Annotated in this window: 10 protein-coding genes; 3 read left to right on the top strand and 7 right to left on the bottom strand. The window is 73.4% G+C overall.

What is annotated here, in order from left to right; translation table 11 throughout:
* Positions 1 to 3: 3 nt before the first annotated feature.
* Both panD and ACQ9ZG_RS31145 read right to left on the bottom strand, forming a co-directional pair.
* On the bottom strand, positions 4 to 420 hold the full coding sequence (panD, locus tag ACQ9ZG_RS31150) for an aspartate 1-decarboxylase (protein WP_028418002.1): 417 nt from the start codon (positions 418 to 420) through the stop codon (positions 4 to 6).
* Positions 421 to 471: 51 nt separating this feature from the next.
* A complete protein-coding gene (locus ACQ9ZG_RS31145; RefSeq protein ID WP_499281466.1) occupies positions 472 to 1,860 on the bottom strand; it encodes an MFS transporter in 1,389 nt (462 codons plus the stop codon).
* 297 nt (positions 1,861 to 2,157) lie between these two features.
* Between ACQ9ZG_RS31145 and ACQ9ZG_RS31140 the strand changes: the two genes are divergently transcribed.
* The 3 genes from ACQ9ZG_RS31140 to ACQ9ZG_RS31130 all read left to right on the top strand — a co-directional run bounded on the left by ACQ9ZG_RS31140 (position 2,158) and on the right by ACQ9ZG_RS31130 (position 16,840).
* Positions 2,158 to 3,075, top strand: coding sequence for a TauD/TfdA family dioxygenase (locus tag ACQ9ZG_RS31140; RefSeq protein ID WP_219995628.1), 918 nt, complete (start codon positions 2,158 to 2,160; stop codon positions 3,073 to 3,075).
* A 68-nt stretch (positions 3,076 to 3,143) separates the two neighbouring features.
* Entirely contained in the window at positions 3,144 to 9,620 is a 6,477-nt protein-coding gene (locus ACQ9ZG_RS31135) for an amino acid adenylation domain-containing protein (RefSeq protein ID WP_499281465.1), read from the top strand.
* Positions 9,617 to 16,840: an amino acid adenylation domain-containing protein gene (locus ACQ9ZG_RS31130; protein ID WP_499281464.1), complete on the top strand. Its 7,224-nt coding sequence runs from the start codon at positions 9,617 to 9,619 to the stop codon at positions 16,838 to 16,840. The genes ACQ9ZG_RS31135 and ACQ9ZG_RS31130 overlap by 4 nt, the downstream gene beginning before the upstream one ends.
* Before the next feature lie 572 nt (positions 16,841 to 17,412).
* On the opposite strand, the gene ACQ9ZG_RS31125 is transcribed toward ACQ9ZG_RS31130, so the two are convergent.
* The 5 genes from ACQ9ZG_RS31125 to ACQ9ZG_RS31105 form a co-directional block, all read right to left on the bottom strand.
* On the bottom strand, positions 17,413 to 19,719 hold the full coding sequence (locus tag ACQ9ZG_RS31125; RefSeq protein WP_499281463.1) for a lantibiotic dehydratase: 2,307 nt from the start codon (positions 19,717 to 19,719) through the stop codon (positions 17,413 to 17,415).
* Positions 19,712 to 20,008: a phosphopantetheine-binding protein gene (locus tag ACQ9ZG_RS31120; RefSeq protein ID WP_018491019.1), complete on the bottom strand. Its 297-nt coding sequence runs from the start codon at positions 20,006 to 20,008 to the stop codon at positions 19,712 to 19,714. Before ACQ9ZG_RS31120 ends, ACQ9ZG_RS31125 begins: the two co-directional genes overlap by 8 nt.
* A gap of 62 nt (positions 20,009 to 20,070) precedes the next feature.
* Complete coding sequence (locus tag ACQ9ZG_RS31115) at positions 20,071 to 21,096, bottom strand: threonine ammonia-lyase (protein WP_499281462.1); 1,026 nt, start codon at positions 21,094 to 21,096, stop codon at positions 20,071 to 20,073.
* On the bottom strand, positions 21,093 to 22,664 hold the full coding sequence (locus ACQ9ZG_RS31110; protein ID WP_109917030.1) for an amino acid adenylation domain-containing protein: 1,572 nt from the start codon (positions 22,662 to 22,664) through the stop codon (positions 21,093 to 21,095). The genes ACQ9ZG_RS31115 and ACQ9ZG_RS31110 overlap by 4 nt, the downstream gene beginning before the upstream one ends.
* Positions 22,658 to 25,009: a lantibiotic dehydratase gene (locus ACQ9ZG_RS31105; RefSeq protein ID WP_499281461.1), complete on the bottom strand. Its 2,352-nt coding sequence runs from the start codon at positions 25,007 to 25,009 to the stop codon at positions 22,658 to 22,660. Before ACQ9ZG_RS31105 ends, ACQ9ZG_RS31110 begins: the two co-directional genes overlap by 7 nt.
* Positions 25,010 to 25,011: the final 2 nt, after the last annotated feature.

Below are 25,011 nucleotides of genomic sequence, written 5' to 3'. Positions count from 1 at the left end.
GCGTCAGTGGACGAGATCACCGCGGACGGTGCCGCTGCCGGGCGCGGGCTCGGCCAGATCCGAACCGGTCGGCGCGACCTGCCGGTTGTGCTGGTCCACGTGGACGACGCTGGGCACGAGCGCCTTGGCCTCGGCGTCGGGGACGGAGGCGTACGAGATGATGATGACCAGGTCGCCCGGCTGGACCAGCCGCGCCGCGGCTCCGTTGATGCCGATGATCCCGGTGCCGCGCTCCCCGGTGATGACATAGGTCTCCAGGCGGGCGCCGTTGGTGATGTCGACGATCTGGACCTGCTCGCCGGGGAGCAGGTCGGCGGCGTCCATCAGGTCCTCGTCGATCGTCAGCGATCCGACGTAGTGCAGATCGGCCTGGGTGACGGTGGCTCGGTGGATCTTGGACTTGAACATGGTCCGGAACATGGTGTGGTCTCCAGCGTCTGTCGTACGGGAAGGGGAGGGACAGCGGGTCGTTCAGTGGGGCGCGTCGGGGCTCGCCCCGGCAGGTGTCCTGCGGGGTTCGGCGGGAGCGGGGGCCTCCGCGGGCACCGGTTCCGCGGGGGCGCTGATCGCGGTCATCGTGGCCAGGCGCACCGGGCGGGAGAAGGTGGCGGCCAGGGCCATCAGCACCATCCACCCGGCGAGCACCGCCGCGGCGGCCCGCACCCCGAAACCGTCCAGGAGCAGCCCCCCTGCCAGCGCCCCCAGCGACAGCGCGCCGTTGGCCAGCAGGCTGGACGCGCTCAGCACCCGGCCCCGCAGTCCGTCGGGGGTGACGGCCAGCTGGTAGGTGCCGACCGCCACGTTCCAGATGGGTCCGACGAACCACATCGCCGTGTAGGCGATCGCGGCCGGCCACAGCCCGCCGCCGAAGGCGAGTACGCACATGAGCAGCGCCCAGGCCCAGTTGGCGCCGATCACGAGGGAGTTCATCCGGAGCGTGCGGCCGATCCGGCCGGCGACCAGCGCCCCGAGCATCCCGCACCCCCCGGCCACGCCCACGAGTACGCCGATGGCGGCCGGACCCGCGCCCTCCTCCGCCAGCAGCACGATCATCAGCAGGAAGAGCGCGCGGAACAGGAGGTTGCTCCCGGCCACCAGGAGCGCGGTGGTCCGCAGCAGCGGTTCCCGCCAGAGCCAGGTGAGGCCCTCGGCCATCCGGCCCGCCTGCCGCCGCACCCGGGTGCGGCGGCTCTCCCCCGCCGCGGCCCCGGCCGGACCGGCCCCGGCGCGTTCGCCGGGGCGGGCCGTCTGGAAGTCCTTCCTGATGCCCAGCAGGGTGGCGAGCGAGACCAGATACGCGAAGGTCTCCAGGACGAAGGGGACCGCCCGGCCGACACCGAAGAGGATGCCGCCCAGCGGGGTCCCGATCATGGTGGCGGCCCGGCCCCGCGCCTCGTTCCCCGCGAGCGCCGCCGACAGCTGGCTGGGGTGGACCACGTTGGGCACGGCGGCGGTGGAGGCCAGCCCGTTGAGCACGGTGAGCGTGCCCTCCACGAACCCGACCACCATCACATGGGCCAGCCGGAGTTCGCCCAGGAGCAGGGCCAGCACCACACTCGCCGCGCCGACGGCACGCAGTCCGTCGCACCACATCATCACGCGCTTGCGGTTCCAGCTGTCGACCAGGATCCCGGCCGGCAGCTGGAAGACGAGGGCGGGCAGCAGCACCACGAACCCGACCAGCCCCGCGGCGGAGGGCGACCCCGTGACCGCGAGCACCAGGAGCGGGTAGGCCACCGTGGACGCCGTGGATCCGATGATCGCCACCGCCGAACCGCTCCACAGGAGCAGGAAATCCCGATTGCGCCGCAACGGCGGTGGCGCGGGTGCGGCACCCGCGTGCTCGGCGACCCTGCTCATGGATCTGTCCTCCACTCAGACACGGGAAATCCTCTCGAAGGCCGCACGGAAGACCCGGCACCACGGTCGGGGCGACCGGGCCGCACGGTGACGTCAGCGTGCCGCGCGGCGGCGGACCGGCCCAGGGAAGGACGCGCAGAATGGCACGCACCCACCGTGCCGACGACTCCGCCGGATGTTCTCTGCCCTGCCGGAGGCCGTACGCCGACCCTGGCCGGTATGACCGCAAACCCTTCAGCCCTGTTCACGCCGGCCGCGGCCGGGTCCCGGACCTCAGGGCAGACGCTTCCTCATCTGATGACGGCCGCCCCCGGGGGCTCCGCGGCGGAACGGCTGGCCGACGCCCGGCCGGAGATCCGCGCCCGGCTGCGTGAGCACGGTGCCGTGCTGCTGCGCGGATTCGGCGACGACGGCGTGGACGGATTCGAACGGACGGTCCGTGCCATCGGCGGCGAGCCGCTGACGTACGCGGAGCGCTCCTCGCCCCGCTCGACCATCAAGGGCCAGGTCTACACCTCGACCGACTATCCGCCCTCCGAGGAGATCTTCCTCCACAACGAGAACTCCTACCAGGCGACCTGGCCGCTGACGCTGTTCTTCCTCTGTGTGACCCCGCCCGACACGCTGGGCTCCACCCCGCTCGCCGACACCCGGCGGGTGCTGGCCGCGATCGACCCGCAGATCCGGGAGGAGTTCGCCGCCCGGGGCTGGATGGTGGTCCGCAACTTCACCGACGGGTTCGGCGTCCCCTGGCAGCACGCCTTCAACACCGAGGACCGGGCCGAGGTCGAGGCGTACTGCGCCCGCAACGGGGTCACCGCCGAGTGGACCCCGGGCGGCCTGCGGACCCGGGCCCGCCGCGAGGCGGTGCACCGGCACCCGGTGACCGGGGAGCGCGTGTGGTTCAACCACCTCACGTTCTTCCACGTCACCACCCTGGGGCCGGACCTCTGCGGTGCGCTGCGGGAGATGTACGACGAGGCGGACCTGCCGACCAACACCTACTACGGCGACGGCGCCCCGGTGCCGGACGAGGTGGTGGCACACCTGCGGGACTGCTACCGCGCCGAGCAGCGGCGCTTCGACTGGCAGCAGGGCGATGTGCTGGTCGTGGACAACATGCTGGCCGCACACGCCCGGGAGCCGTTCACCGGCCCCCGCAAGATCGCCGTCGCCATGGCCGAGCCCTCCAGCGGTCCGGTCGAACAGGGCTGACCCGCCGCCCGGACCCCGTACGCCGACCGCCCCACCGCCCCACCACCATCTGCCCAGGGAGACGACCGATGGCACCCGTCGACGGCGGTTATCCGCTGTCCTTCGCACAGGAACAGCTCTGGCTGCTCGACCAGCTCAGGTCGGGCGACGCCGCCGAGTACCTGATGCACGAAACCTTCCGTATCCGCGGCCCGCTGGACACCGAGGCGCTGAACGCCGCACTCACCGAGACGGCCGCCCGGCACGAGGTGCTCCGCACCCGGTACGCCGAGGAGGACGGCGTCGGCATCCAGGTCATCGACGATCCGGAGCCGGTGAAACCGGAGTCGGTCGACCTGGGCGACGTCCCGGACGAGCAGCGCGAGCAGGGCCTTCGGGAGTTCCGCGCGAGCTGGGCCGCCACGCCCCTCGACATCCGCCGGGAGCATCCCTGGCGGGTGGCCGTGGTCCGGCTGGCGCCGGAGGACTGGGCCCTGCTGCTCACCTTCCACCACATCGCCTTCGACGGCTGGTCCTGGGGTCTGCTCGCCGACGAACTGCGCGCGTCGTACGCGGCGTTCGCCTCGGGTGGCACCCCGGCGGCCGAGGAGCTGGAACTCCAGTACGCGGACTACGCGGAGTGGCAGCGCGAATGGTGGGCGGCCCAACCAGAACTGATGGATCGTCAATTGAGCTACTGGCGCGACCGCCTGACGGGCACGGTCGCACTGGACCTGCCCACCGACCGGCCCCGTCCGGCCCGGTGGGACGCCACGGGCGGCACCGTCGCCTTCACCGTGCCGGCGCCCCTCGCGGCCGGCTTCTCGGCACTCGCCAAGGAGCAGGGGACCACACTCTTCATGGCCGGGCTCACCGCGTACCAACTGCTGCTCGGGCGGTACTCCGGCGCCGAGGACATCGCGGTCGGCGTCTCCCTGGCCAACCGGGACGACGCCCGGCTGGAACGGCTGATCGGCCTCTTCCTCAACACGGTCGTGGTGCGCACGGACCTGGGCGGCGCCCCGGACTTCCGGGAGCTGCTGTCCCGGGTGAAGAGCACCACGCTGGACGCCTACAGCCACCAGGAGGTGCCCTTCGAGCGGGTGGTCGCGGCCCTCGCCCCGGAGCGGGACCCGGGGCGCAACCCGGTCTTCCAGGCCGGGTTCGCGCTGCACAACGCCCACCGCCGTCCGTTCGCGCTCACCGGCCTGGAGGTCACCCGGGTCACCGGCGGCGCGCACAGCTCCGCCTTCGACCTCTCCCTCCATCTGACGGAGCGTCCGGACGGCACGATCGGCGGCGAGTTCATCTATCCGACCGCGCTCTTCGACCGGGACCGGATGGAGCGCATGGCCGAGAACTTCCTCCATCTGCTCGGCCAGGCGGTCGCCTCGCCCGGCACCCCGGTGGACCGGCTGGAGCTGACCGCACCGGCGGAGCGGGCCGCCCTCACCTCCTGGGGACAGGGTGCGACCCGGCCCGCCGCGGAGGACAGCTCCGGCCGCGGCCTGGTCGCGATGGTGCTCGACCGGGCGGCCGCCACCCCGGACGCGACGGCCGTCGCGTACGACGGAGGCTCGGTGGACTACGCCGGGCTGGCCGGCCGGGTCACCCTGCTGGCGGTCCGGCTGCGGGAGGAGGGGGTCCGCCCCGGCACCCCCGTCGCGGTCGCACTGAACCGCGGCCCGGAGCTGGTGACGGCGATCCTGGCCGTGCTGACCGTCGGCGGTGTCCATGTGCCGCTGGCCCCCGATCTCCCCGACGTCCGCCGGGAGTTCCTCCTGTCGGACTCCGGCGCCGCCCTGGTGCTCACCGAGGAGGCGCTGCGCGACCGCTTCGGCGCGGACGTCCCGGTGCGCGCACTGGACGCCGAGTGGGCCGGGACCGGTCCGGCCGCCTCACCGGCGGCCTTCCCCCACCCGGCCGGCCCGGACGAGGCGGCCGCTGTCGTGTACACCTCCGGGTCCACCGGCACCCCCAAGGGCGTGGTGGTGACCCACGGAGGGCTGCGCAACCGGGTGCTGTGGTCGGTGGAGGCGTACGCGATGACCGCGGCGGACCGGCTGCTCCACAAGACCACCATCGGGTTCGACGCCTCCCTCTGGGAGTTCCTCTCCCCGCTGGTCTCCGGCGGCACCGTGGTGATGGCCCCGGCGGACGCGCACCGGGACCCGTCCGTGATGGCCGCCGCCATGGACCGCCACCGGGTCACCCTGCTCCAGCTGGTGCCCTCGGTGCTCCGGCTGCTGGTGCAGGAGCCCGCCCTCTCCCGCTGCACCGCCCTGCGGCTGGTCAGCTCGGCGGGGGAACCGCTGCCCGCCCGGCTGTGCGAGCGGCTGCGCGAGGCGGTGCCCGGCGTGGAGGTCTCCAACACCTACGGCCCCACCGAGTGCTCCATCGACTCGACCGCCCACCGCTACACGGGCGAGGGGCTGCCCGGATCCGGCACGGTCGCCATCGGCGCTCCGCTGACCGGTGTGGGGGTCTCCGTGGTCGACCGGGCCGACCTGCTGGTCCCGGTCGGGGTCCCCGGCGAGCTGTGCGTACGGGGGGCCGGGCTGGCCCGCGGATATCTCGGCCGCCCCGGGCAGACGGCCGAGCGGTTCGGCGTCGACCCGTACGCCACCGTGCCCGGCGGGCGCTGGTACCGAACGGGCGACCTGGTCCGCTGGCGTGCCGACGGGACCCTGGAGTTCCTGGGCCGGAGCGACGACCAGGTGAAGATCCACGGGGTGCGGGTCGAGCCGGCCGAGATCGAGGCCCTGCTGCTGGCCCATCCCTCGGCGACCGCCTCGGCGGTCGTGGCCCGGCCCGGGGCGCACGGCCAGCTGGAGCTGACCGCCTACGCCGTGCCCGCTGCCGGGACGGATCCGGCCGGGCTGCGGGCGGAGCTGCTGGCCCACCTCGCCGCGCGTCTGCCCGCCGCCGTCGTGCCCTCCCGCCTGGTCCTGCTCGACGCCTTCCCGCTGACCGCCAGCGGGAAGGTGGACCGGGGGGCGCTGCCGGGCCCCGAGGACGGCATGGCACCGCCCGCTGCCGACGGGCCGGAGCGCGCCGCCCCCCGTACGGCGACGGAACAGGCCGTCGTGGCGGCCATGGCCTCGGTCCTGGAGATCCCCGAACCGGGCCCCGATGACGACTTCTTCGGGCTGGGCGGCCACTCGCTGCTCGCCATCCGGCTGGTTCTCGGGCTGCGCCGCGCCTTCGGCATCGAGATGACGGTCGCCGACCTCTTCGCCGACCGCACCGCCGCCGCCCTGGCCGCCCGCATCGACCGGGCCGCCGGGACCTCCGAGGAGGAGGAACCGGGTCAGGCACCGGGCGGGATCGTGCCGGTGGCGCGGGACGGCGTGCTGCCGCTCTCCTTCGGCCAGCAGCGCATGTGGTTCCTGGACCGGCTGGAGCCGGGGAGCCGGGAGTACCTGATCCCGCTCGCCCTGCGCCTGCGCGGACCGCTGGACACCGGGGCCTTCCGGCGGGCGCTGGAGGAGGTGGCCCGGGTGCACGAGGTGCTGCGGACCCGGTACGCGGACCACGACGGCAGCCCGGTCCAGCTCATCGACCCGCCGGGCCCGGTCGCGTACCGGGAGGTGGACCTCTCCGGCACCGAGGACGGGCCCGTCCGTGCCCGGGCGCTGCTGGAGGAGGTGCTGACCGTCCCCTTCGACCTGGCGGCCGAACACCCCCTGCGGGTCACGGTGATCCACGCCGCTCCCGAGGACCACTGGGTGGCCCTGGCCGCCCACCACATCGCCTTCGACGCTTGGTCGACCAAGGTGTTCCTGCGCGACCTGGACACCGCGTACACCGCGCTCGCCGCGGGCCGGGAGACACCGCTCCGCCCGGGACCGGTCCAGTACGCGGACTTCGCCGCGTGGCAGCGCGCCCAGGAGGAGACCCCGGAGACCGGTCGTCAGCTGCGGTACTGGGTGGAGCGTCTCGGGGGTCTCACCCCGGTCGAGCTGCCGTCCGACCGGCCCCGCGGCTCCGGCCGCGACGCGGCCGGGGACACCGTGATCGTGGATGTCCCCGACGCGCTCGGCCGGGCGGTGACGGAGCTGGGCGAGCGGTCGGGCGCGACCCCCTTCATGACGCTGCTCGGCGCGTTCCAGGTGCTGCTGCACCACTACACGGGCCGTACGGACATCGCGGTGGGCGTTCCCGTGGCCGCCCGGACCCGGGAGGAGACGGAGGGACTGCTCGGTCTCTTCGTGAACAGCCTGGTCATCCGTACGGACCTGGGCGGGGACCCGGCCTTCACCGGGCTGCTGGAGCAAGTGAAGCGGGTCTGCCTGGAGGCGTTCGCCCACCAGGACGTCCCGTTCGAGCGGCTCGTGGACGAGCTGGCGACCGACCGCGATCTCTCCCGCAACCCGCTGTTCCAGGTGATGTTCGAGCACCAGCACATGGGCGGGCTCACCTCCACGCTCGGCGGGCTGGCGGCCGAACCGCTCAACGCCGGTCCGCAGACCGCCAAGTTCGACCTGACGCTGACCGTGAAGGAGCGTCCGGACGGACGGATGCACTGCTGGTTCGAGTACGCGAGCGCGCTCTTCGACCGCTCCACGGTGGAGCGGATGGCCACCCACTACCTGCGCCTGCTGGAATCGGTGACCACGGCGCCCGACACGGCCGTGGCCGGTCTCGACCTGATGTCGGACGCCGAGCGACGGCAGCTGCTGGACGTCTGGCCCGACCCGTACGCCGCCCGGCTGCCGGAGATCGTTCCCGAGGACGAACGCGGGCTGACCGTGCCGGAGCTGTTCGTCCGGCAGGCCGCCCGCACCCCGGACGCCACCGCCCTGGTCTTCGGCGGGGAGGAACTCGACTACGCCGCCCTGGAGGCCCGCTCCGCCCGCTTCGCCCGGCGTCTGCGCGCCCTGGGGGCCGGTCCCGAGACCGCGGTGGCCTCCTGCCAGGAACGCGGCATCGACGCCGTGGTCACCCTCCTCGGTGTGCTGCGGGCGGGCGCGGTCTACGTACCGCTGGACCCCCGCCACCCCCGGCAGCGCCTGCTGCGGACCGTCGAGGACGCCGGGGCCCGGTTCCTGGTCACCACGTCCGGGCACGCGGAGACCCTCACCGGCGCCGGCCATCAGGTGCTCACCGTGGACGCCCTGGTCGCCGAAGGCGCCGAAGGGGAGCTGCCGGACGTTCCGGCGGACCCGGAGAACCTGGCCTATGTGATCTACACCTCCGGCTCCACCGGGCGTCCCAAGGGGGTGATGATCGACCACCGCGCCTACGCCCACCACTGCCGCGTCGCCGCCGACGCGTACGGGATCGGCCCCGGTGAACGGGTGGTCCAGCTCTCCTCGCTGACCTTCGACGTGTCGATGGAGCAGATCGCCGCCCCGCTGCTGACCGGTGCCGCCGTGGTCATAGCCGACCCGCTGTTCTGGAGCCCGGCCGAACTCCCCGCCCGGCTGGCCGAACACGGTGTCACGGTCATGGAGACCACCCCGGCCTACTACCGGGAGGCGATGAACTACGACACGAGCGTGCTCACCGGGCTGAAGCTGATCAACCTCAGCAGCGACGTGGTCACCGTGGCCGACGCCCGGCTGTGGGCCGCGAGCGGGCTGCCCGGCCGCTTCGTCTGCTGCTACGGCCCCACGGAGGCGACCGTCACCTGCCTGCTGCACACCGGTCCGGCCGGCCAGGGCGGGGAACGGGACACCGCTTCCATGCCGCTGGGCCGCCCCTTCGCCGGCACCCGGGCGTACGTCCTGGACGCCGGGCAGCGCCCCGTACCGATCGGTGTGCCCGGCGAGCTCTGCGTCGGTGGCGTCCGGCTGGCCCGCGGCTACCACGGGCGCCCGGAGCTGACCGCCGCACAGTTCGTGCCCGACCCGTTCGGCGGTGCGGGCGAGCGGCTGTACCGCACCGGTGACCTGGTGCGCTACCGGCCGGACGGCACCCTGGAGTTCCTGGGCCGGATCGACCAGCAGGTGAAGATCCGCGGGCTGCGCATCGAGCTGGGGGAGATCGAGGCGGCCCTCACCGGTCATCCCGGCGTCGGCGCGGCGGCGGTGACCGCGCCCGAGATCGCCCCGGGCGACCGCCGGCTGGCCGCCTATGTGACCGGCCTGGACGGCGCCCCCGCCCCGGACCCGGAGACGCTCCGGGAGCATCTGCGGGAGGGGCTGCCCGACTACATGGTCCCGGCGCTGTGGACCGTGCTGGACTCCCTGCCGATGACCGCCAGCCAGAAGATCGACCGCAAGGCCCTGCCCGCCCCCGCCACCACGCTCGAACGCGCCTACGTGGCGCCCCGGGACCCGGTCGAGGAGGCGGTCGCCGCGATCTGGGCGGAGGCGCTCGGGGTCGACCGGGTCGGTGCCGAGGACGACTTCTTCGCCCTGGGCGGGCACTCGCTGCTGGCCACCCGGGTCCTGGCCCGGCTGAGGGAGGCCTTCGCGGTGGAACTCCCGCTGCGCCGCCTCTTCGAACACACCACCGTCACCGCCCTCGCGGCGGCCGTCACCGAGGCCGTCGAGGCCGCTATCGCCCAGCTCTCCGACGCAGAGGTCGCGGAACTGCTGAACCCGGAAGGCGCACGATGACGCACCAGACACTCGACCCCGCGGACCTCCGCGCCCGCCTGCTCCGGCAGCGGCTGCGCGGCACGGCCGCCCCTGCCCCGTCCGACGGCATCCCCCGCGCCGGGCGCGGCGGGCCGCTGCCGCTCTCCTCCGCCCAGCAGCGGCTCTGGGTGCTGGACCGGCTGAGCCCCGGCTCCACCACCTACCTCATGACGGCCGCGCTGCGGCTGCGCGGACCCCTGGCCCCCGAGGCGCTGCGGGGTGCGCTGGAGGCCCTGGTGACCCGGCACGAGGTGCTGCGCACCCGCTACGAGGTCGTCGACGGCGATCCGGTCCAGATCGTGGACGCGCCCGCCCCGGTGGATCTCGTCGAGGAGGATCTGACCGGGCTGGACCCGGCGGACCGCACGCGCCGGCTGACCGCGCTGGGAACCTCGGGGCGCCGGCCGGTGGACCTGGCCGAGGGACCCGTGTTCCGGGCCGTCCTGGCCCGCTGCTCGGCCGAGGAGCACGCTCTCTTCCTGACCGTGCACCACATCGCGGCGGACGGCCGGTCGGAAGAGCTGATGGTGCGTGAGCTGATGGCCCATTACCGCCGGTCGACCGCTGGAGAGGCTCATCCGGACCCTGCCCCGCCGGCCCTCCAGTACGCGGACTTCGCCGTCTGGCAGCGGTCCCGGCTCACCGAGGAGAAGCTCCGGGCGGGCCTCGGCCACTGGCGCGGGCGGCTGGCGGGGCTCACGCCGCTGGAGCTGCCGACCGACCGGCCGCGGCCCGCGGTCCGCGACGAGCGCGGTGCCGTGGCGCCCTTCACCGTGCCCGCCGAGGTGGCCGGCCGGCTCTCCCGGCTGGCCCGCGAGCGGGGCGCCACCCCGTTCATGGCCGCTCTCGCCGCGTTCCAGGTGCTGCTCGGCCGGTACGCGGGCAGCACCGACATCGCCGTCGGCACCCCCGTGTCCGGCCGGGACCGGACCGAGACCCAGGACATGCTGGGGCTCTTCCTCAACACCCTGGTCCTGCGCACCGATCTCTCGGGAGCCCCCGGCTTCGGCGAGGTGCTGAACCGGGTGCGGGAGGGCTCGCTGGACGACTACGGCCACCAGGAGGTGCCCTTCGAACGGCTGGTGGACGCGCTGGCTCCCGAGCGCGATCCCTCCCGTACGCCGTTGTTCGGCGCCATGTTCCTCTGGGACGGCGCCGACGGCCCTTCCTCGGAGGCGCACGCCGGGGGTGCGGATTCCCTCGTGGTGGAGCGGCTCGCGGTCGGTGAGTCGACCGCCAAGTTCGATCTGACGCTCGGTGTCGCCGAACAGCCGGACGGTTCGCTCTCGGGCGGGCTCAACTACGCGACCGCGCTGTTCGACGCGGCGACGGCCGCCCGCATGGCCGACCACTTCGTCCGGCTGCTCACCGCCGCCGTGGCCGAGCCCGACGTCCCGGTGGCCGAGCTGGAGCTGATGTCCCCGGCGGAGCTGGAGCAGGTGGTCCACCGCTGGAACGAGACCGACGTCCCGTTCCCCACCGGCACGCTGCACGGGCTGTTCGAGGCCCAGGCCGCGGCGACCCCGGACGCGGTGGCGGTGGCCGACGAGGACGGCACGCTCGGCTACGCGGAGCTGGACCGCCGCGCGGAGGCGGTGGCCGACGCGCTGAGGGCCATGGGGGCCGGTCCCGGCACCGTGACCGGGGTGTGCCTGGAGCGCTCCCGGGGGCTGCTGGTGGCCCTCCTCGGTGTGCTCAAGGCGGGCAGTGCCTATCTCCCGCTGGAGCCGGATCTCCCTGCGGAGCGCCGCCGGTACATGCTGTCCGACTCCGGCGCGCGGGTCGTGCTCACCGACACCGGGGCCGGCCCGGACGGGGTGCCGGAGGATGTCGCCGTCGTGCCCCTGGCACGCGGCGGAATGCTGCCCGACGGGGCCCCGGCCCTGCCCGGAGGCTCCTCCGGCCCGGACGACGCCGCGTACCTCATCTACACCTCCGGGTCCACCGGCCGCCCCAAGGGGGTGCTGGTGGAGCACCGGGCGATCGTCAACCGGCTGCACTGGATGCAGCGGGAGTTCGGCCTCGACGCCACCGACCGGGTGCTCCAGAAGACCCCGATGGGCTTCGACGTCTCGGTCTGGGAGTTCTTCTGGCCGGTGATCACGGGCGCCACCCTGGTGATGGCGCGCCCCGGAGGCCACCGGGATCCGGCGTACCTCGCCCGGACCATCGCCGAGCGGTCCATCACCACCCTGCACTTCGTCCCGTCGATGCTGCGCGCCTTCCTCGCGGGCCCCGTGCCGGCGCTGCCCTCGGTGCGGCGCGTCGTCTGCAGCGGCGAGGCGCTGCCCGGCGACCTGGTCACCGCGGCGGTGGAGCGTCTGGGGATCGCCCCGCACAACCTCTACGGCCCGACCGAGGCGGCCGTGGACGTCACCCACGCCCCCTGCGTCCCCGGAGAGCGCGTCACCATCGGGCGGCCCATCGCCAACACCCGTACCTACATCGTGGACGCGGCCCTGCGGCCCGTCCCGGTCGGGGTCCCGGGGGAGCTGCTGCTGGGCGGTGTCCAGCTGGCCCGGGGCTACCCGGGCCGGCCCGCGCTGACCGCCGACCGGTTCGTCCCCGACCCCTTCGGCGGGGAGCCGGGCGGGCGGCTCTACCGCACCGGTGACCTGGCCCGGTATCTGCCGGACGGCACCATCGACTACCTGGGCCGGATGGACCACCAGGTGAAGATCCGCGGCCAGCGCATCGAGCTGGGCGAGATCGAGGCGGTCCTGCACGAGCACCCCTCGGTCAGCGCCGCGGCCGTCACGGTGCACGACGGGCGGCTGGTGGCCCACCTCGTCGGCCACCCCTCGCCGGAGGCCGGCGCTCCGGACACCGACGCCGTACGGACCTGGCTCCGCGAGCGGCTGCCGGACGCCATGGTGCCCGGCGACTGGACGGTGCTCGACGCCCTGCCGCTGACGGCGAGCGGCAAGACCGACCGCAAGGCGCTGCCCGCCCCGGACCGCAGCCGGGAGAGCCGGGCCGGTGAGTACACCGCGCCCCGCACCCCGGTGGAGCGGACCATCGCCGAGGAGCTGGCCGCCGCGCTGGACCTCGACCGGGTGGGTGTCCACGACCGGTTCTTCGACCTGGGCGGCGACTCCATCCGGGCGATCCGCGCGGTGGGCGCGCTGACGGCCCGCGGCCTGGCCCTGTCGGTGCAGCACCTCTTCACCCACCCCACCGCCGCCCGGCTCGCCACCGTCGCCACCGAGACCACCGGCACCGGGCAGGGGCCCGAGCTGGTCGCCCCGTTCGCCCAGCTGGCCCCGGCCGACCTCGAACGGCTCCCGGACGGACTGGCCGACGCCTATCCGCTGGGCGAGGTCCAGGCCGGGATGGTCTACGAGCTGCTGGCCGATCCGGACGCCAACACGTACCAGAACGTCAGCAGTTTCCACTTCACCGACGACGGCCCCTTCGACCTGCCGGCGCTGCGGGAGGCGGTCCGGCGTCTCGTCGACCGGCACGAGATCCTCCGCACCTCCTTCCGGCTGTCCGGCTTCTCCGGACCGCTCCAGCTCGTGCACGAGAAGGCCGGGGCGGAGGTCGGGTTCACCGATCTGCGGGAGCTGGACCCGGCCGGACAGCGCGCCGCCATCGCGGAGTTCCGCGCCGCCGAGCAGCGCCTGCCGTTCGATCTGGAACGCGCCCCGCTGCTCCGCTACCACGTGCACCGCACCGGTGAACGCACCTGGACGCTCACCCACACGGAGTGCCACGCGATCCTGGACGGCTGGAGCCACCACTCGGTGATCCAGGAGATCCGCGCCGACTACGGCCGTATCCGCGAGGACGCCGACTGCGCCGTCACGCCCCCGCCGCGGGCCCGCTACGCCGACTTCATCGCCCTGGAACAGCGGGCGCTGGATTCCTCGGAGGACCGGGCGTTCTGGCAGAGCAGGATCGACGGCTTCCCGCGCCTGGAACTGCCCGCGCCCACCGCGCCCGCGGAGGCCGACGGGCCCGCCCACGAGGTCCGGGTCTCCTGGGCCGGGCTGGATCCGGAGCTGCGCGCCCTGGCCGCCCGTACCGGCACCTCGCTCAAGACGGTGCTCTACACCGCCCATCTCACGCTGCTGGGCCTGATCTCCGGACAGCGCCGCTTCTTCGCCGGGGCCGTCTGCAACGGCCGCCCCGAACTCCCGGACGGCGACGAGGTGCGCGGCATGTACCTCAACACCGTGCCGTTCGCGGTCGATCTGCGAGCGCCGAGCTGGGAGGAGCTGCTGCGCGCGGTCTTCGCGGAGGAGGCCGCCGTCTGGCCGCACCGCCGGTACCCGCTGCCCGCCATGCAGCGGGAGTGGGGCGCGGGGGTGCCGCTGGTCGACGTGATCTTCGGCTATCTCGACTTCCATGTGCTGGACCAGTCCGGCTCCGCCCCCGAGGCGGTCACCGACAGCAGCCCCAACGAGTTCACCTTCGACGTGTGGACCTTCCCGGGCGAGCTGCGGATGACCTGCCGGCCGGGCTGGGCCGACCGGGCCCGGCTGGAGACGATGGCCGCCGCCTTCGTGGAGGTGCTGCGGACCATGGCCGAGCGGCCGGAGTCCTCCCCTGCGTCCTTCCGCGCCACCGGACTGACCGGAGACGCGGCCGGTGCGGTGCCCCGCCGGCTGCCGCCCGAGGTGACGCTGCCGGAACTGATCGGCCGGGGCGCCGACCCGGAGGCCGTGGCGCTGGTCGACAGGGGATCGGCCGTGACGTACGGGCAGTTGGAGGAGCGGGCCAACCGGTTCGCCCGGTTGCTGCGGGCCCGCGGGGTGCGTGCCGAGGATCCCGTCGCGGTCTGCCTGGAGCGCGGCGCGGAGACGGTGGTCGCCCTCCTCGGCGTCGTCAAGGCGGGCGGCTGCTACGTCCCGGTCGACCCGGAGTACCCCGAGGAGCGGATCGGCTATCTGCTCTCCGACTCCGGTGCCCGGCTGCTGGTCACCCGCTCCGACCTGGCCGGCCGGCTCCCCGGGAACGTACCGACGGTGCTCCTGGACACCGCGCGGGACGAGCTGGAGGCGCAGTCGCCCACCGCCCCGGAGACGGGCGTCTCCCCCGACAACACCGCGTACGTCATCTACACCTCCGGATCCACCGGCCGTCCCAAGGGCGTCCAGATCACCCACCGCAATGTCGTGCGTCTGGTGCACGACGAGAACCACGCGGCGATCGGGCCGCGGGACACCGTCCTGGTGGTCTCTCCGCTGGCCTTCGACGCCTCCGCCTTCGAACTGTGGGGCACGCTCGCCAACGGAGGCCGACTGGCCTTCGCCCCGCCCGGCACTCCCACCACCGCGGGCATCGCCGAGGTGCTGCGCGAGCACGGGGTGACCGTGGCGTTCCTGACGACCAGCCTGTTCCATCTGATGGTGGAGAGCTGCCCGGACGCGCTGACGGGTCTGCGTACGCTGCTGACCGGCGGGGACGTGCTCTCCGCCGGACGGGTGCGTGCCGCGCTCGGCCACGGGCTGCGGGTGAGCAACATGTACGGGCCGACCGAGTGCACCACCTTCGCCACCGGGCAGCACGCGATCACCCTGGAGCAGACGGACCGGCCGATCCCCATCGGCCCGCCGATCGCGCACACCACCGCGCTGGTCACCGACGAGGACCTCGTACCCGTTCCGTACGGTGTCGCCGGCGAACTGCTGCTCGGCGGTCCCGGGGTGGCCCGTGGCTATCTGGGCCGCCCGGAGCTGACCGCCGACCGGTTCGTGCCCGACCCCACCGGCACCTGGCCCGGTGGCAGGCTCTACCGCACCGGCGACCTGGTGCGCCAGGACCCGGACGGCGTCCTGCACTTCCTGGGCCGCCGCGACCACCAGGTCAAGGTGCGCGGCCACCGTATCGAGCTGGGCGAGGTCGAGGCGGGGCTGAGCGGCCTGCCGGGTGTGCACGAGGCGGCGGCGGCCGTGCGTCCGGGCCCGGACGGCGACAAGCAGCTCGTCGGCTACATCGTTCCGGAGGAGCACAGCGGTTTCGACCCCGCGCTCCTGCGAGCCGCGCTCCGCGCGAAGGTGCCCGGCTTCCTGGTGCCCAGCGCCTGGGTCCGGCTGGAGGAGCTGCCGCTCAACGCCAACGGGAAGCTGGACCGCGCGGCGCTCCCGGCGCCGGACGGCGGCACCGCCGGCGAGATGGTCGCCCCGCGCACGGCGGCCGAACGGGCGCTGGCCGAGGTGTGGGCCGAGGTCCTCAACCTCGAACAGGTGGGAGTCCACGACGACTTCTTCCTGCTCGGCGGGCACTCCCTGCTGATTCTGCGGGCCATCGCGCTGCTCCGGGAACGCCACGGCCTGGAGCTGACCGTACGGGCCTTCGTGGAGCACCACACCCTGGACGCCATCGCCGCCGCGGCGGAGCGCGGCGACTACGGGGACACCTCGCGCACCGCCCTGATGTGGCTGCGCGCCGAGGGCGACCGGGCGCCGCTCTTCTGCGTCCACCCCGGCGGCGGCAGCGCCCACTGGTACCAGCGGCTGATCCCGCACCTGGCGCCGGATCTGCCGGTCGCCGCCCTGGAGTGGCCCGGCCTCCAGTCCGGGCCGGGGCTGCCGGTGCCCACCGCCTCGGAGATGGCGCAGCGGTACGTCGCCGAGATCCGCGCGGCCCGTCCGCACGGCCCGTACCGCCTGCTGGGCTGGTGCGGCGGCAGCGGCATCACCGCCGAGATGGCGGACCGGCTGCGGGCGGACGGGGAGGAGGTGACGTTCGTCCTGCTCGATCCGGGCCTGGACAGCCACGAACGGCAGGGCCTGTGGGAGGAGTTCCGGCTGATCGAGAGCTGCACCGCCAAGCTGGAGGAGCTGGCCGCCGCCGGCCCGGAGGAGGACACGGGTGCGCTCCGCGAGGAGATCCTGAAGCTGCTGGACCACCTGGTGGACGATGCCGACCCGGAGACCGGGATCGTGCTCCCCGAGCACAACGGGGCCGATGTCTGGCTTCCGTCGGCCCGGATCTGGCGCGAGGTGATGGAGATGACCCTCACCTACCGGCACCACCACGTCCCCGGCACGCTGCATCTGGTCATCAGCGACGAACTCGCCCGCGGGGAGCACGAGGTGGCCCTCGGCCAGTCGTACGAGGAGTACCTGAGCCGCTGGCGGGAGCTGAACTCCGGCGTCGAGGTCCACCGGGTCCCCGGCGACCACTTCGGCGTCATGCGGCTGCCCCACGTCACCTCCCTGGCCTCGACCCTGGCCTCGGTGCTGGACTGACCATCCCGGAGAGGAGACCGGACAGAGCCCGGCCGGAGCATGCGCTCCGGCCGGGCTCTGTGCTGTCGTCCGTGGCGGGGCGGAGGGCTCGGGGCCCGGGAGGGGGAGGGCCCGGGAGGGGGGAGGGGAGGGGCCGCGAAGCGGGAGGGCCCTGGGAGGGGAATGCCCCCGGCAGGGGAGGGAAGCCCCCAGGGGGAAGGCGGACGCCCGGGAGGGTGGCTCCCGGCCGACGAGTGGGCCGGCCTCAGCGGTCGGCCCTCGCCCACGGGCCAGCCTGTGTCCCCGGGCCCCGGGCCCCGGTCCCCCGGTCGGCCCGTGCCCACGCGCCTCGCCCGTCCGTCCGTGTCCCGAGCTGGGGCCCGTGCACCGCACCGTCCGGTCTGCGCCCTCGCCCACGCCGGACGCCCGTGTCTTCGTCCGGAGCAAGGGGAAAGGGCCCGGCAGCCCACTCCGTAGGCGGGCGGGCGGCCCGGTCGTCCGGACGAGCCTCGTACCTCGGCCCGGCCCCGGACACGACGACGGGGTGCCCGGCCGGTGCGGCCGGACACCCCGTGCGAGGGTCTTCGGTGTTCTCAGTCGTGCTGGTCGACGGCGACGAACCGGAGTTCGGAGGTGTAGGCGTTGCCCCGGTCGTCGGTCAGCCACGCGTGCTCGGGACTCGGCAGCATCTCCGTGATCGTGAGCTTCGCCTCCGGATCCTTCCGCGCCAGCCGCCGAGCGGCCTTCGCCAGGATGTTCACGTACACCGGAGCATCGAAATCCACATAGAACGGACGCGGCTCCGTCGGCGACACCACGAACACATACCGCGGCAACCCCCGCTCACCCCGCCAGTTCCGCGCCCGCACATACCGCCGGGCCTCGCTCTTCTCCTCCGCGAACCCCAGATCCCCACCCGTGAACCGCCACGACTCACGGCTCACCACCAGCTTGTCCACCATCACCCGCGGCACATGATCCGCGTCGGGGAACAGCCGGAACAGGTCCATGGCCAGGGTGGTCAGCACATGGCCGAACACATCGGTGACGGGGAACTCCGCTCCCCCGGGCAGGACGACGACCGGTCGGCCGTCGCGCAGGACGACGTGGGCGTCCGCGCTGAGCACGGTGCGGTCCCGGTGCGGGTCTGCGGTGAGCTCCATCAGCGCGACGTAGTAGTCCTCCGGCCGGACCAGCACGTTGCGCACCCGGGTCGAGAGCCGTGCCTTGTGCTCCTTGGGCAGCAGGGGCAGCAGCCGGGGGCCGGGGTGGTCCCGGCCGGTGAGCCGGAGGAGTTCCGCCGGCTCTGGGTGCTGGCTGACGAACAGCGAGGCGCCCATGGTGTTGGAGGCCAGGTGCAGTTCGCCGAGGACGAGTTCGAAGTCGCCCCTGCCGATCGCCTCGGTGTCGCGGGCGGCGATCAGCACATCGGGGCTGAGGTAGCGGGCTGCGGTCCAGGCGACCGGGACCGGGGGGAACGCCTCGGCCACCTGGGACGCGACGGCCGAGTGGGTCGCCCGCACTCGCGTCTCTCCCTCCGGCAGCGGGATGATCCGCGCCCAGCGGCGCTGGAACTCCGCCAGCACCTCCTGTGCGTCGGTGACCGCGTCACCGTGCAGGATCGGCATGGAGGCGAACCAGAAGTCGGCGAGGTTGACCCGTTCCTCACCGGAGGCGGCGGACAGCTTCTCGTAGACCTCTACGGCCCGCTGCTCCACCCGGGCGCCGAGCCGGCCCATGAGCCACGCGGCGCTGGTCATCAGCGGGTCCAGGGGCGCCATGGCGTCCAGGACGGTGCCGCCGATCCGGGCGGTGGCGGAGCGGCGGGTGTCGGAGTGGACCAGCGACCGGTTCGGTGCCGTACCGCTGCCCTTGGCCCGCTGGGACGCGGTGTCGGTGATCCGGGTGAAGTCCTCCTCCAGCGCGGCCAGCGCCTCGCACAACGCCTCCGCGCCACGCCCGGCCGCCTCCACCCGCTCACGCCCCCGCTCCAGAACCTCCAACGGCTCCAGCGCACCACGCCGCAGCTCCGCATCCCCCACCCGCTCCAGAACCGCACGCAGCTCCCGGTCCGGACGCGCACCCGACGGCACCTCCAACCGCCAGCTCACCCACCGACGACGCACCAGCTCGGTGAGCCGGGAGGTGACCTCGTCGAGTGATGTGCCGAGGATCCGGGCGAGTTCGTGCGGTGAGCGGCGGCCGTCCGCGAGCCGGAGCAGAGCCACCAGATGGGGCGGCGCCTGCTGGGGGCGGCGGCCGGGGACGTGGACGGGGCCCTCGTCGGACTCGGCGCGGATAAAGGGCAGCCGTCGTGGGGGTATCCAGGCCATCAGCCGCTCGTCCGCCGACAACGTCCGCGCCAACGCATCGATCGACCAACTCGAGAAGAACACCGACGACGACGCCGTCAACCCCTCCCCCGGATCAACCTCCACACCCCCCACCGAACCATCCACACGACCCCAGCCCACCGGACCGAAAAACCCGATCGTGTCATTCTTCACACAGAAACGCTGCCAATAATGCGCCACCAACTCCTCACGCTGACGCGGCATACTCGACCGCCCCGAAGCCGAAGGAACCCACCCCAGAAACGGCCGCAAACCCGTCCGCAACACCGTCCGGTTCTGCCACGCCACCGCCGCAGTGAAATCCGAAGAACCCGCAACACCCTGCAACCTCACCGCAGTACGCGCCGCAACCTCCCCGAACACCCCCTCGAACTCCTCCCAATCAGGACCCGACAACACCCCACCGGCAAACTTGTCCGCATACACCGACACATCCACCGGAGCCAGATCCAACACACCCCCCACCGGAAAACCCGGCCCACGCAACGAAAACTGCTCCCACAACCGCCAACGGCGGCCCAGCAGCAGCGCGCCGTCGTCACTCATGGGTCGCACCCGCCGGGAGGTCGGCGAGTTCCTCGGCGACGACCTCGGCCAGTTCGGCGGGGGTCGGGTAGGTGAAGACGAGGGCGATGGCGATCTCCGTGCCGACCGCCTCCTGGATGCGCCCGGTGATCTGGAAGGCCGTCAGCGAGTCGCCGCCGGACTCGAAGAAGTCGGCGTGCTCGTCGAGGCCTTCGTTGCCCAGCGCCTCCTGGTAGAGGACGGTGATGAGTTCGGTCAGCCCGGCGACGCTCCGGAGGTCGCGCGCGAGGGTCTGGTCCTGGACGGTCATGGTGACTCCTTCGAGTAGGGAGGAAGTGGTGTCGGAAGCAGCGGAGTGGACGGGGACGGGCGTCACGACAGGACGGAGACGGGAGGGGCGGGGAACGGCGGAGCCTGGTCGGCCGTGGCGGCCGCGCCCCTCCCGGCTCCCACTCCCATGGCGGCCAGCGCCGACGGCGAGTTGCCGCCGGAGACCACCACGGCCGTACGTCCGTGGAAGCCGCGCCGGAGCGCGCCGGCCAGGGCCACGCTGCCGCTGGGTTCGGCGGGCAGGCCGGCCCGGTGCAGCAGCTCCATGGCGTGGAGGACCTCGTCGTCCCCCACGGCGATCAGTTCGTCGACCCGTGCCCGGATGACGGGGAAGGTGATCTCGCCGGGCCGCTGGCCGCGCAGCCCGTCGGCGACGGTCCTCGACGCGGGCAGTTCCACCGGGTTCCCGGCCGCGAGGGACACGGCGTAGCGGCGCGCCTCCCGGGGTTCCACGCCGATGACGCGCGGAGGGCGCACGGCGAGACCGGCCGCGAGGCAGCAGCCCGCCAGCAGCCCGCCGCCGCCGACCGGGACGAAGAGCAGATCGAGGTCGGGGGCCTCCTCCAGGATCTCCAGGGCGACGGTGCCCTGGCCCGCGATGACCCGCTCGTCGTCGGAGGAGTGCACCAGCAGGGCGCCGGTGTCCGCCGCCAGCCGCCGGGCCAGCTGGTCCCGTGCGGCCACACCGCCCTCCGCGGTCACCACCCGGGCGCCCAGCCGGCGGATGGCGTCGGCCTTCTCCCGGCCGGCTCCCGCGGCCATCACCACGGTGGCCGCGGCGCCGGTCCGGCGCGCCAGCGCGGCCACGGCGATGCCGTGGTTGCCGGAGGACCCGGCGACCACGGTCGCGGTGTCCCGGCCGAGGAGCGCGTTGGCGGCGCCCCTGGCCTTGAACGAACCGCCCCGTTGCAGGTGTTCGGCCTTGAGCAGCACTCCGCGGAGCCCGGCCTCCGCCAGTCCCGGCAGCGCGTCGGCGGCCAGCAGAGGCGTTCGGCGGACCGGGCCGCGGATCCGTTCGGCGGCCGCCCGGACGTCCCCCGCGCCGAGGCGGGTCCCGGCGGCGGTCATGGTGTGCGGTCCGGGACCGGGGCGACGGTGCGGCGCAGGGCCGCCCGGTCCGTCTTGCCCGTACGGGTGGTGGGCAGCCGCTCGATGCGGTGGAACGTACGGGGCATCATGTGCGGCGGCAGGGCGGTCGCGAGGTGCCGGCGCAGCGCCGCGTCGGTGACCTCGTCGAGGGCGCCGGTGACATGGGCGTACAGGAACACCCGCCCCTGCTCGTCCGGCTCGGCCGTCACCACGGCGCCGGTGACCCGGGGGTGGCCGAGCAGGACGCCCTCGATCTCGGCCGGGTCGACCCGGTAGCCCCGGATCTTCACCTGCCGGTCGGAGCGGCCCAGGTACTCCAGGACGCCGTCCTCACCGGCCCGTGCCAGGTCTCCGGTGCGGTAGGCCCGGGCGCCCGGTGGCCCCCCGGGGTCGGGGCGGAAGCGGTCGGCGGTGAGAGCGGGACGCCCCAGGTAGCCGCGGGCCACGCCGATGCCGCCGAGGACGATCTCACCCGTGCCGCCCGGGGGCACCTCGTCGCCGTCGGGTCCGGTCAGACGGACCGTCATCCCGTCGATGGGGGTCCCGACCAGGTCGCGGGTGGGGTCCGGTTCGGGGGGCACCGCGTACCGGGTGGCGGTCATGGTGCATTCGGTGGGGCCGTACTGGTTGACCAGGCTGCCGGGCAGCAGGCGGCGCGCGCCGGAGCGGAGGAAGGGCAGCAGCGACTCCCCGCTGGTGACGACGAGGCGCAGTCCGCTGAGATGCTCCTCGGCCAGGTCCTGCCGGGCCAGGAAGGTGAGGAAGGACGGGGTGACGCTCAGCAGGGTGTTGACGCCCTCGCGGCGCAGGGTCTCCGCGAAGCTGTCGGCGCGCAACAGGGTGCCGCGTTCCGCCAGGACGACGGTGCCTCCGGCGACCAGCGGGGCGAAGGTGTCGCGGATGGAGGCGTCGTAGCCGAGGGGTGCGACCTGGAGCGCCACGGTGTCGGGGCCCAGGCCGTAGTCCCGGGCGATGAACCCGAGGTACGAGTCGAGGCCCGCCCGCTCGATCAGGACGGCGTTGGGTGTGCCGGTGGAGCCGGAGGTGTGGCTGACGTAGGCGAGCTGCCGCCCGGAGCCGGCCGGTGTGGTGCCCGGCGGTTCCGAACCGCCCGGTCCGCCCGGTCCGCCCGGTCCGCCCGGTCCATCCGGTCCGTCCGGTTCTCCGACGTCGTCGAGGTCGATCACCGGCCCGTCGACGGTCAGCCCCGTCCTCTCCCGCACCGCGCCCCGGGTGATCAGGACGGTGGCGCCGCCGCTGCGGACCATGGCGGCCAGCCGGGGCGGCGGCTGGGTGACGTCCAGGGTGAGGAAGGCTCCTCGGGCGCGGAGGACGGCCGCGACCGCGACCACGCTCTCCGGGCCCGGCTCCAGGGCCAGGGCGCAGACCCGTTCGGGTCCGACCCCCTGGGCGGTCAGGAGGTGGGCCAGCCGGTCGATCCAGGTGTCGAGCTGCCGGTAGCTGACGATCCGGCCGGGGGCGCGCAGCGCGGTGGCCTCCGGGGTGCGCGCGGCGTGGTCCCGGATGGCGTCGAGGAGGCTCACCATGAGGGGACGCCTCCCTGCTGGTGTTCCTGGTCGACGGCGACGAAGCGGAGTTCGGAGGTGTAGGTGTTGCCTTGGTCGTCGGTCAGCCACGCGTGCTCGGGACTCGGCAGCATCTCCGTGATCGTGAGCTTCGCCTCCGGATCCTTCCGCGCCAGCCGACGAGCGGCCTTCGCCAGGATGTTCACATACACCGGAGCATCGAAATCCACATAGAACGGACGCGGCTCCGTCGGCGACACCACGAACACGTACCGCGGCAACCCCCGCTCACCCCGCCAGTTCCGCGCCCGCACATACCGGCGGGCCTCGCTCTTCTCCTCCGCGAACCCCAGATCCCCACCCGTGAACCGCCATGACTCACGGCTCACCACCAGCTTGTCCACCATCACCCGCGGCACATGATCCGCGTCGGGGCGCAGGGCGAAGCGGTCCATGACGCGGTTGGTCAGGGCGTGGCTGAAGACGTCGAGGACGTCGAACTCGCTGCCGTCGGGCAGGACGGCGGTCAGCCGGCCGTCGTGGTCGGTCACCGTGACGTCGGCGCTGAGCACGGTGCGGTCCCGGTGCGGGTCGCTGGTGTGCTCGGCGATGGCGACGAAGTAGTCCTCCGGGCGGTCCAGGGCGGGGCGGCTGCGGGCCGACCACTTCAGCGGCAGTTCCTTGGGCAGCATCGGCATCAGCCGGGGTCCGGGGAAGTCGCGGTCGGTCTCGGCGATCAGCTCCTCGACGGCGGGGTGCTGGTTGACGAAGAGCGAGGCGGCGACGGTGTTCATGGCGATGTGCAGTTCGCCCAGGACGAGTTCGAAGTCGCCCCGTTCGACCGCGGCGGCGTCCTTGGCCATGATGAGCACGTCGGGGCTCACATAGCGGGAGAGCGACCAGCCGTCGCGCGGTCCGTCGAACTCCTCGTGGACCCGGTCGGCGATGTCCGCGGAGGTGAGCTGTACGCGGCGGGCGCCTTCCGGGGCGTCGATGATCCGGGCCCAGCGCTCGCGCAGTTCGGCACCGATCCGGTCGGCCTCCGGCATGGAGGCGGCGTGCGGGGCGGGCAGGCAGGCGAACCAGAGCGAGGCGAGGTCGGTGGTGGGCCGGTCGCCGCGCACCTGGTCGAAGCTCTGCCGGATGTGCGCGCGCATGGACTCCGCGTACCGGCTGGTCAGCCAGCCCACGGCCGTCAGGCACAGGGAGAGCGGGGTGAGTTCGTCCAGGACGGCGGGGCTGAGCCGGGCGGTGGCGGAGCGCCGGGTGTCGGAGTAGACCAGCGACCGGTTCGGTGCCGTACGACTCCCCTTGGCCCGCTGGGACGCGGTGTCGGTGATCCGGGTGAAGTCCTCCTCCAGCGCGGCCAGCGCCTCGCACAATGCCTCCGCGTCACGCCCGGCCGCCTCCACCCGCTCACGGCCCCGCTCCAGAACCTCCAACGGCTCCAGCGCACCACGCCGCAGCTCCGCATCGCCCACCCGCTCCAGAACCGCACGCAGCTCCCGGTCCGGACGCGCACCCGACGGCACCTCCAGCCGCCAGCTCACCCACCGACGACGCACCAGCTCGCGCAGGTGCTCCTCGGCCGGTCCTGCGGGGAGCGAGAGCTCCCGGGCGAGGTCGCCGAGGGTGCGGCGGCCGTCGACCAGTTCCAGCATCGGCAGCAGCTCGTCGGGGACGGGCTGTTCGGGCCGTCCCGGGAGCTGTACGAACGCCCCGCCGTCACCCCGTCCGATACGGGCGAACGGAGTGCGTCGTGGGGGGATCCAGGCCATCAGCCGCTCGTCCGCCGACAACGTCCGCGCCAGCGCATCGATCGACCAACTCGAGAAGAACACCGACGACGACGCCGTCAACCCCTCCCCCGGATCAACCTCCACACCCCCCACCGAACCATCCACACGACCCCAGCCCACCGGACCGAAAAACCCGATCGTGTCATTCTTCACACAGAAACGCTGCCAATAATGCGCCACCAACTCCTCACGCTGACGCGGCATACTCGACCGCCCCGAAGCCGAAGGCACCCACCCCAGAAACGGCCGCAAACCCGTCCGCAACACCGTCCGGTTCTGCCACGCCACCGCCGCAGTGAAATCCGAAGAACCCGCAACACCCTGCAACCTCACCGCAGTACGCGCCGCAACCTCCCCGAACACCCCCTCGAACTCCTCCCAATCAGGACCCGACAACACCCCACCGGCAAACTTGTCCGCATACACCGACACATCCACCGGAGCCAGATCCAACACACCCCCCACCGGAAAACCCGGCCCACGCAACGAAAACTGCTCCCACAACCGCCAACGCCCACCGGGCAGATAAACGGCTTCCTGGTATTCCGCGTGCTTTTCCGCGCCCATGA

It is taken from the genome of Streptomyces araujoniae (assembly GCF_050871195.1).
GTDB lineage: Bacteria > Actinomycetota > Actinomycetes > Streptomycetales > Streptomycetaceae > Streptomyces > Streptomyces bacillaris.
Note: the sequence above shows the minus strand (reverse complement) of the source record. Positions and strands in the feature narration are given on the sequence as shown.

Excerpts from the sequence above, each read along its gene's own strand:
- ACQ9ZG_RS31130 (WP_499281464.1), top strand. The coding sequence starts at position 9,617 with ATGACGCACCAGACACTCGACCCCGCGGACCTCCGCGCCCGCCTGCTC.
- panD (WP_028418002.1), bottom strand. The coding sequence starts at position 420 with ATGTTCCGGACCATGTTCAAGTCCAAGATCCACCGAGCCACCGTCACC.
- ACQ9ZG_RS31135 (WP_499281465.1), top strand. The coding sequence starts at position 3,144 with ATGGCACCCGTCGACGGCGGTTATCCGCTGTCCTTCGCACAGGAACAG.
- ACQ9ZG_RS31125 (WP_499281463.1), bottom strand. The coding sequence starts at position 19,719 with ATGAGTGACGACGGCGCGCTGCTGCTGGGCCGCCGTTGGCGGTTGTGG.
- ACQ9ZG_RS31105 (WP_499281461.1), bottom strand. The coding sequence starts at position 25,009 with ATGGGCGCGGAAAAGCACGCGGAATACCAGGAAGCCGTTTATCTGCCC.
- ACQ9ZG_RS31140 (WP_219995628.1), top strand. The coding sequence starts at position 2,158 with ATGACGGCCGCCCCCGGGGGCTCCGCGGCGGAACGGCTGGCCGACGCC.
- ACQ9ZG_RS31115 (WP_499281462.1), bottom strand. The coding sequence starts at position 21,096 with ATGACCGCCGCCGGGACCCGCCTCGGCGCGGGGGACGTCCGGGCGGCC.
- ACQ9ZG_RS31145 (WP_499281466.1), bottom strand. The coding sequence starts at position 1,860 with ATGAGCAGGGTCGCCGAGCACGCGGGTGCCGCACCCGCGCCACCGCCG.
- ACQ9ZG_RS31120 (WP_018491019.1), bottom strand. The coding sequence starts at position 20,008 with ATGACCGTCCAGGACCAGACCCTCGCGCGCGACCTCCGGAGCGTCGCC.
- ACQ9ZG_RS31110 (WP_109917030.1), bottom strand. The coding sequence starts at position 22,664 with ATGGTGAGCCTCCTCGACGCCATCCGGGACCACGCCGCGCGCACCCCG.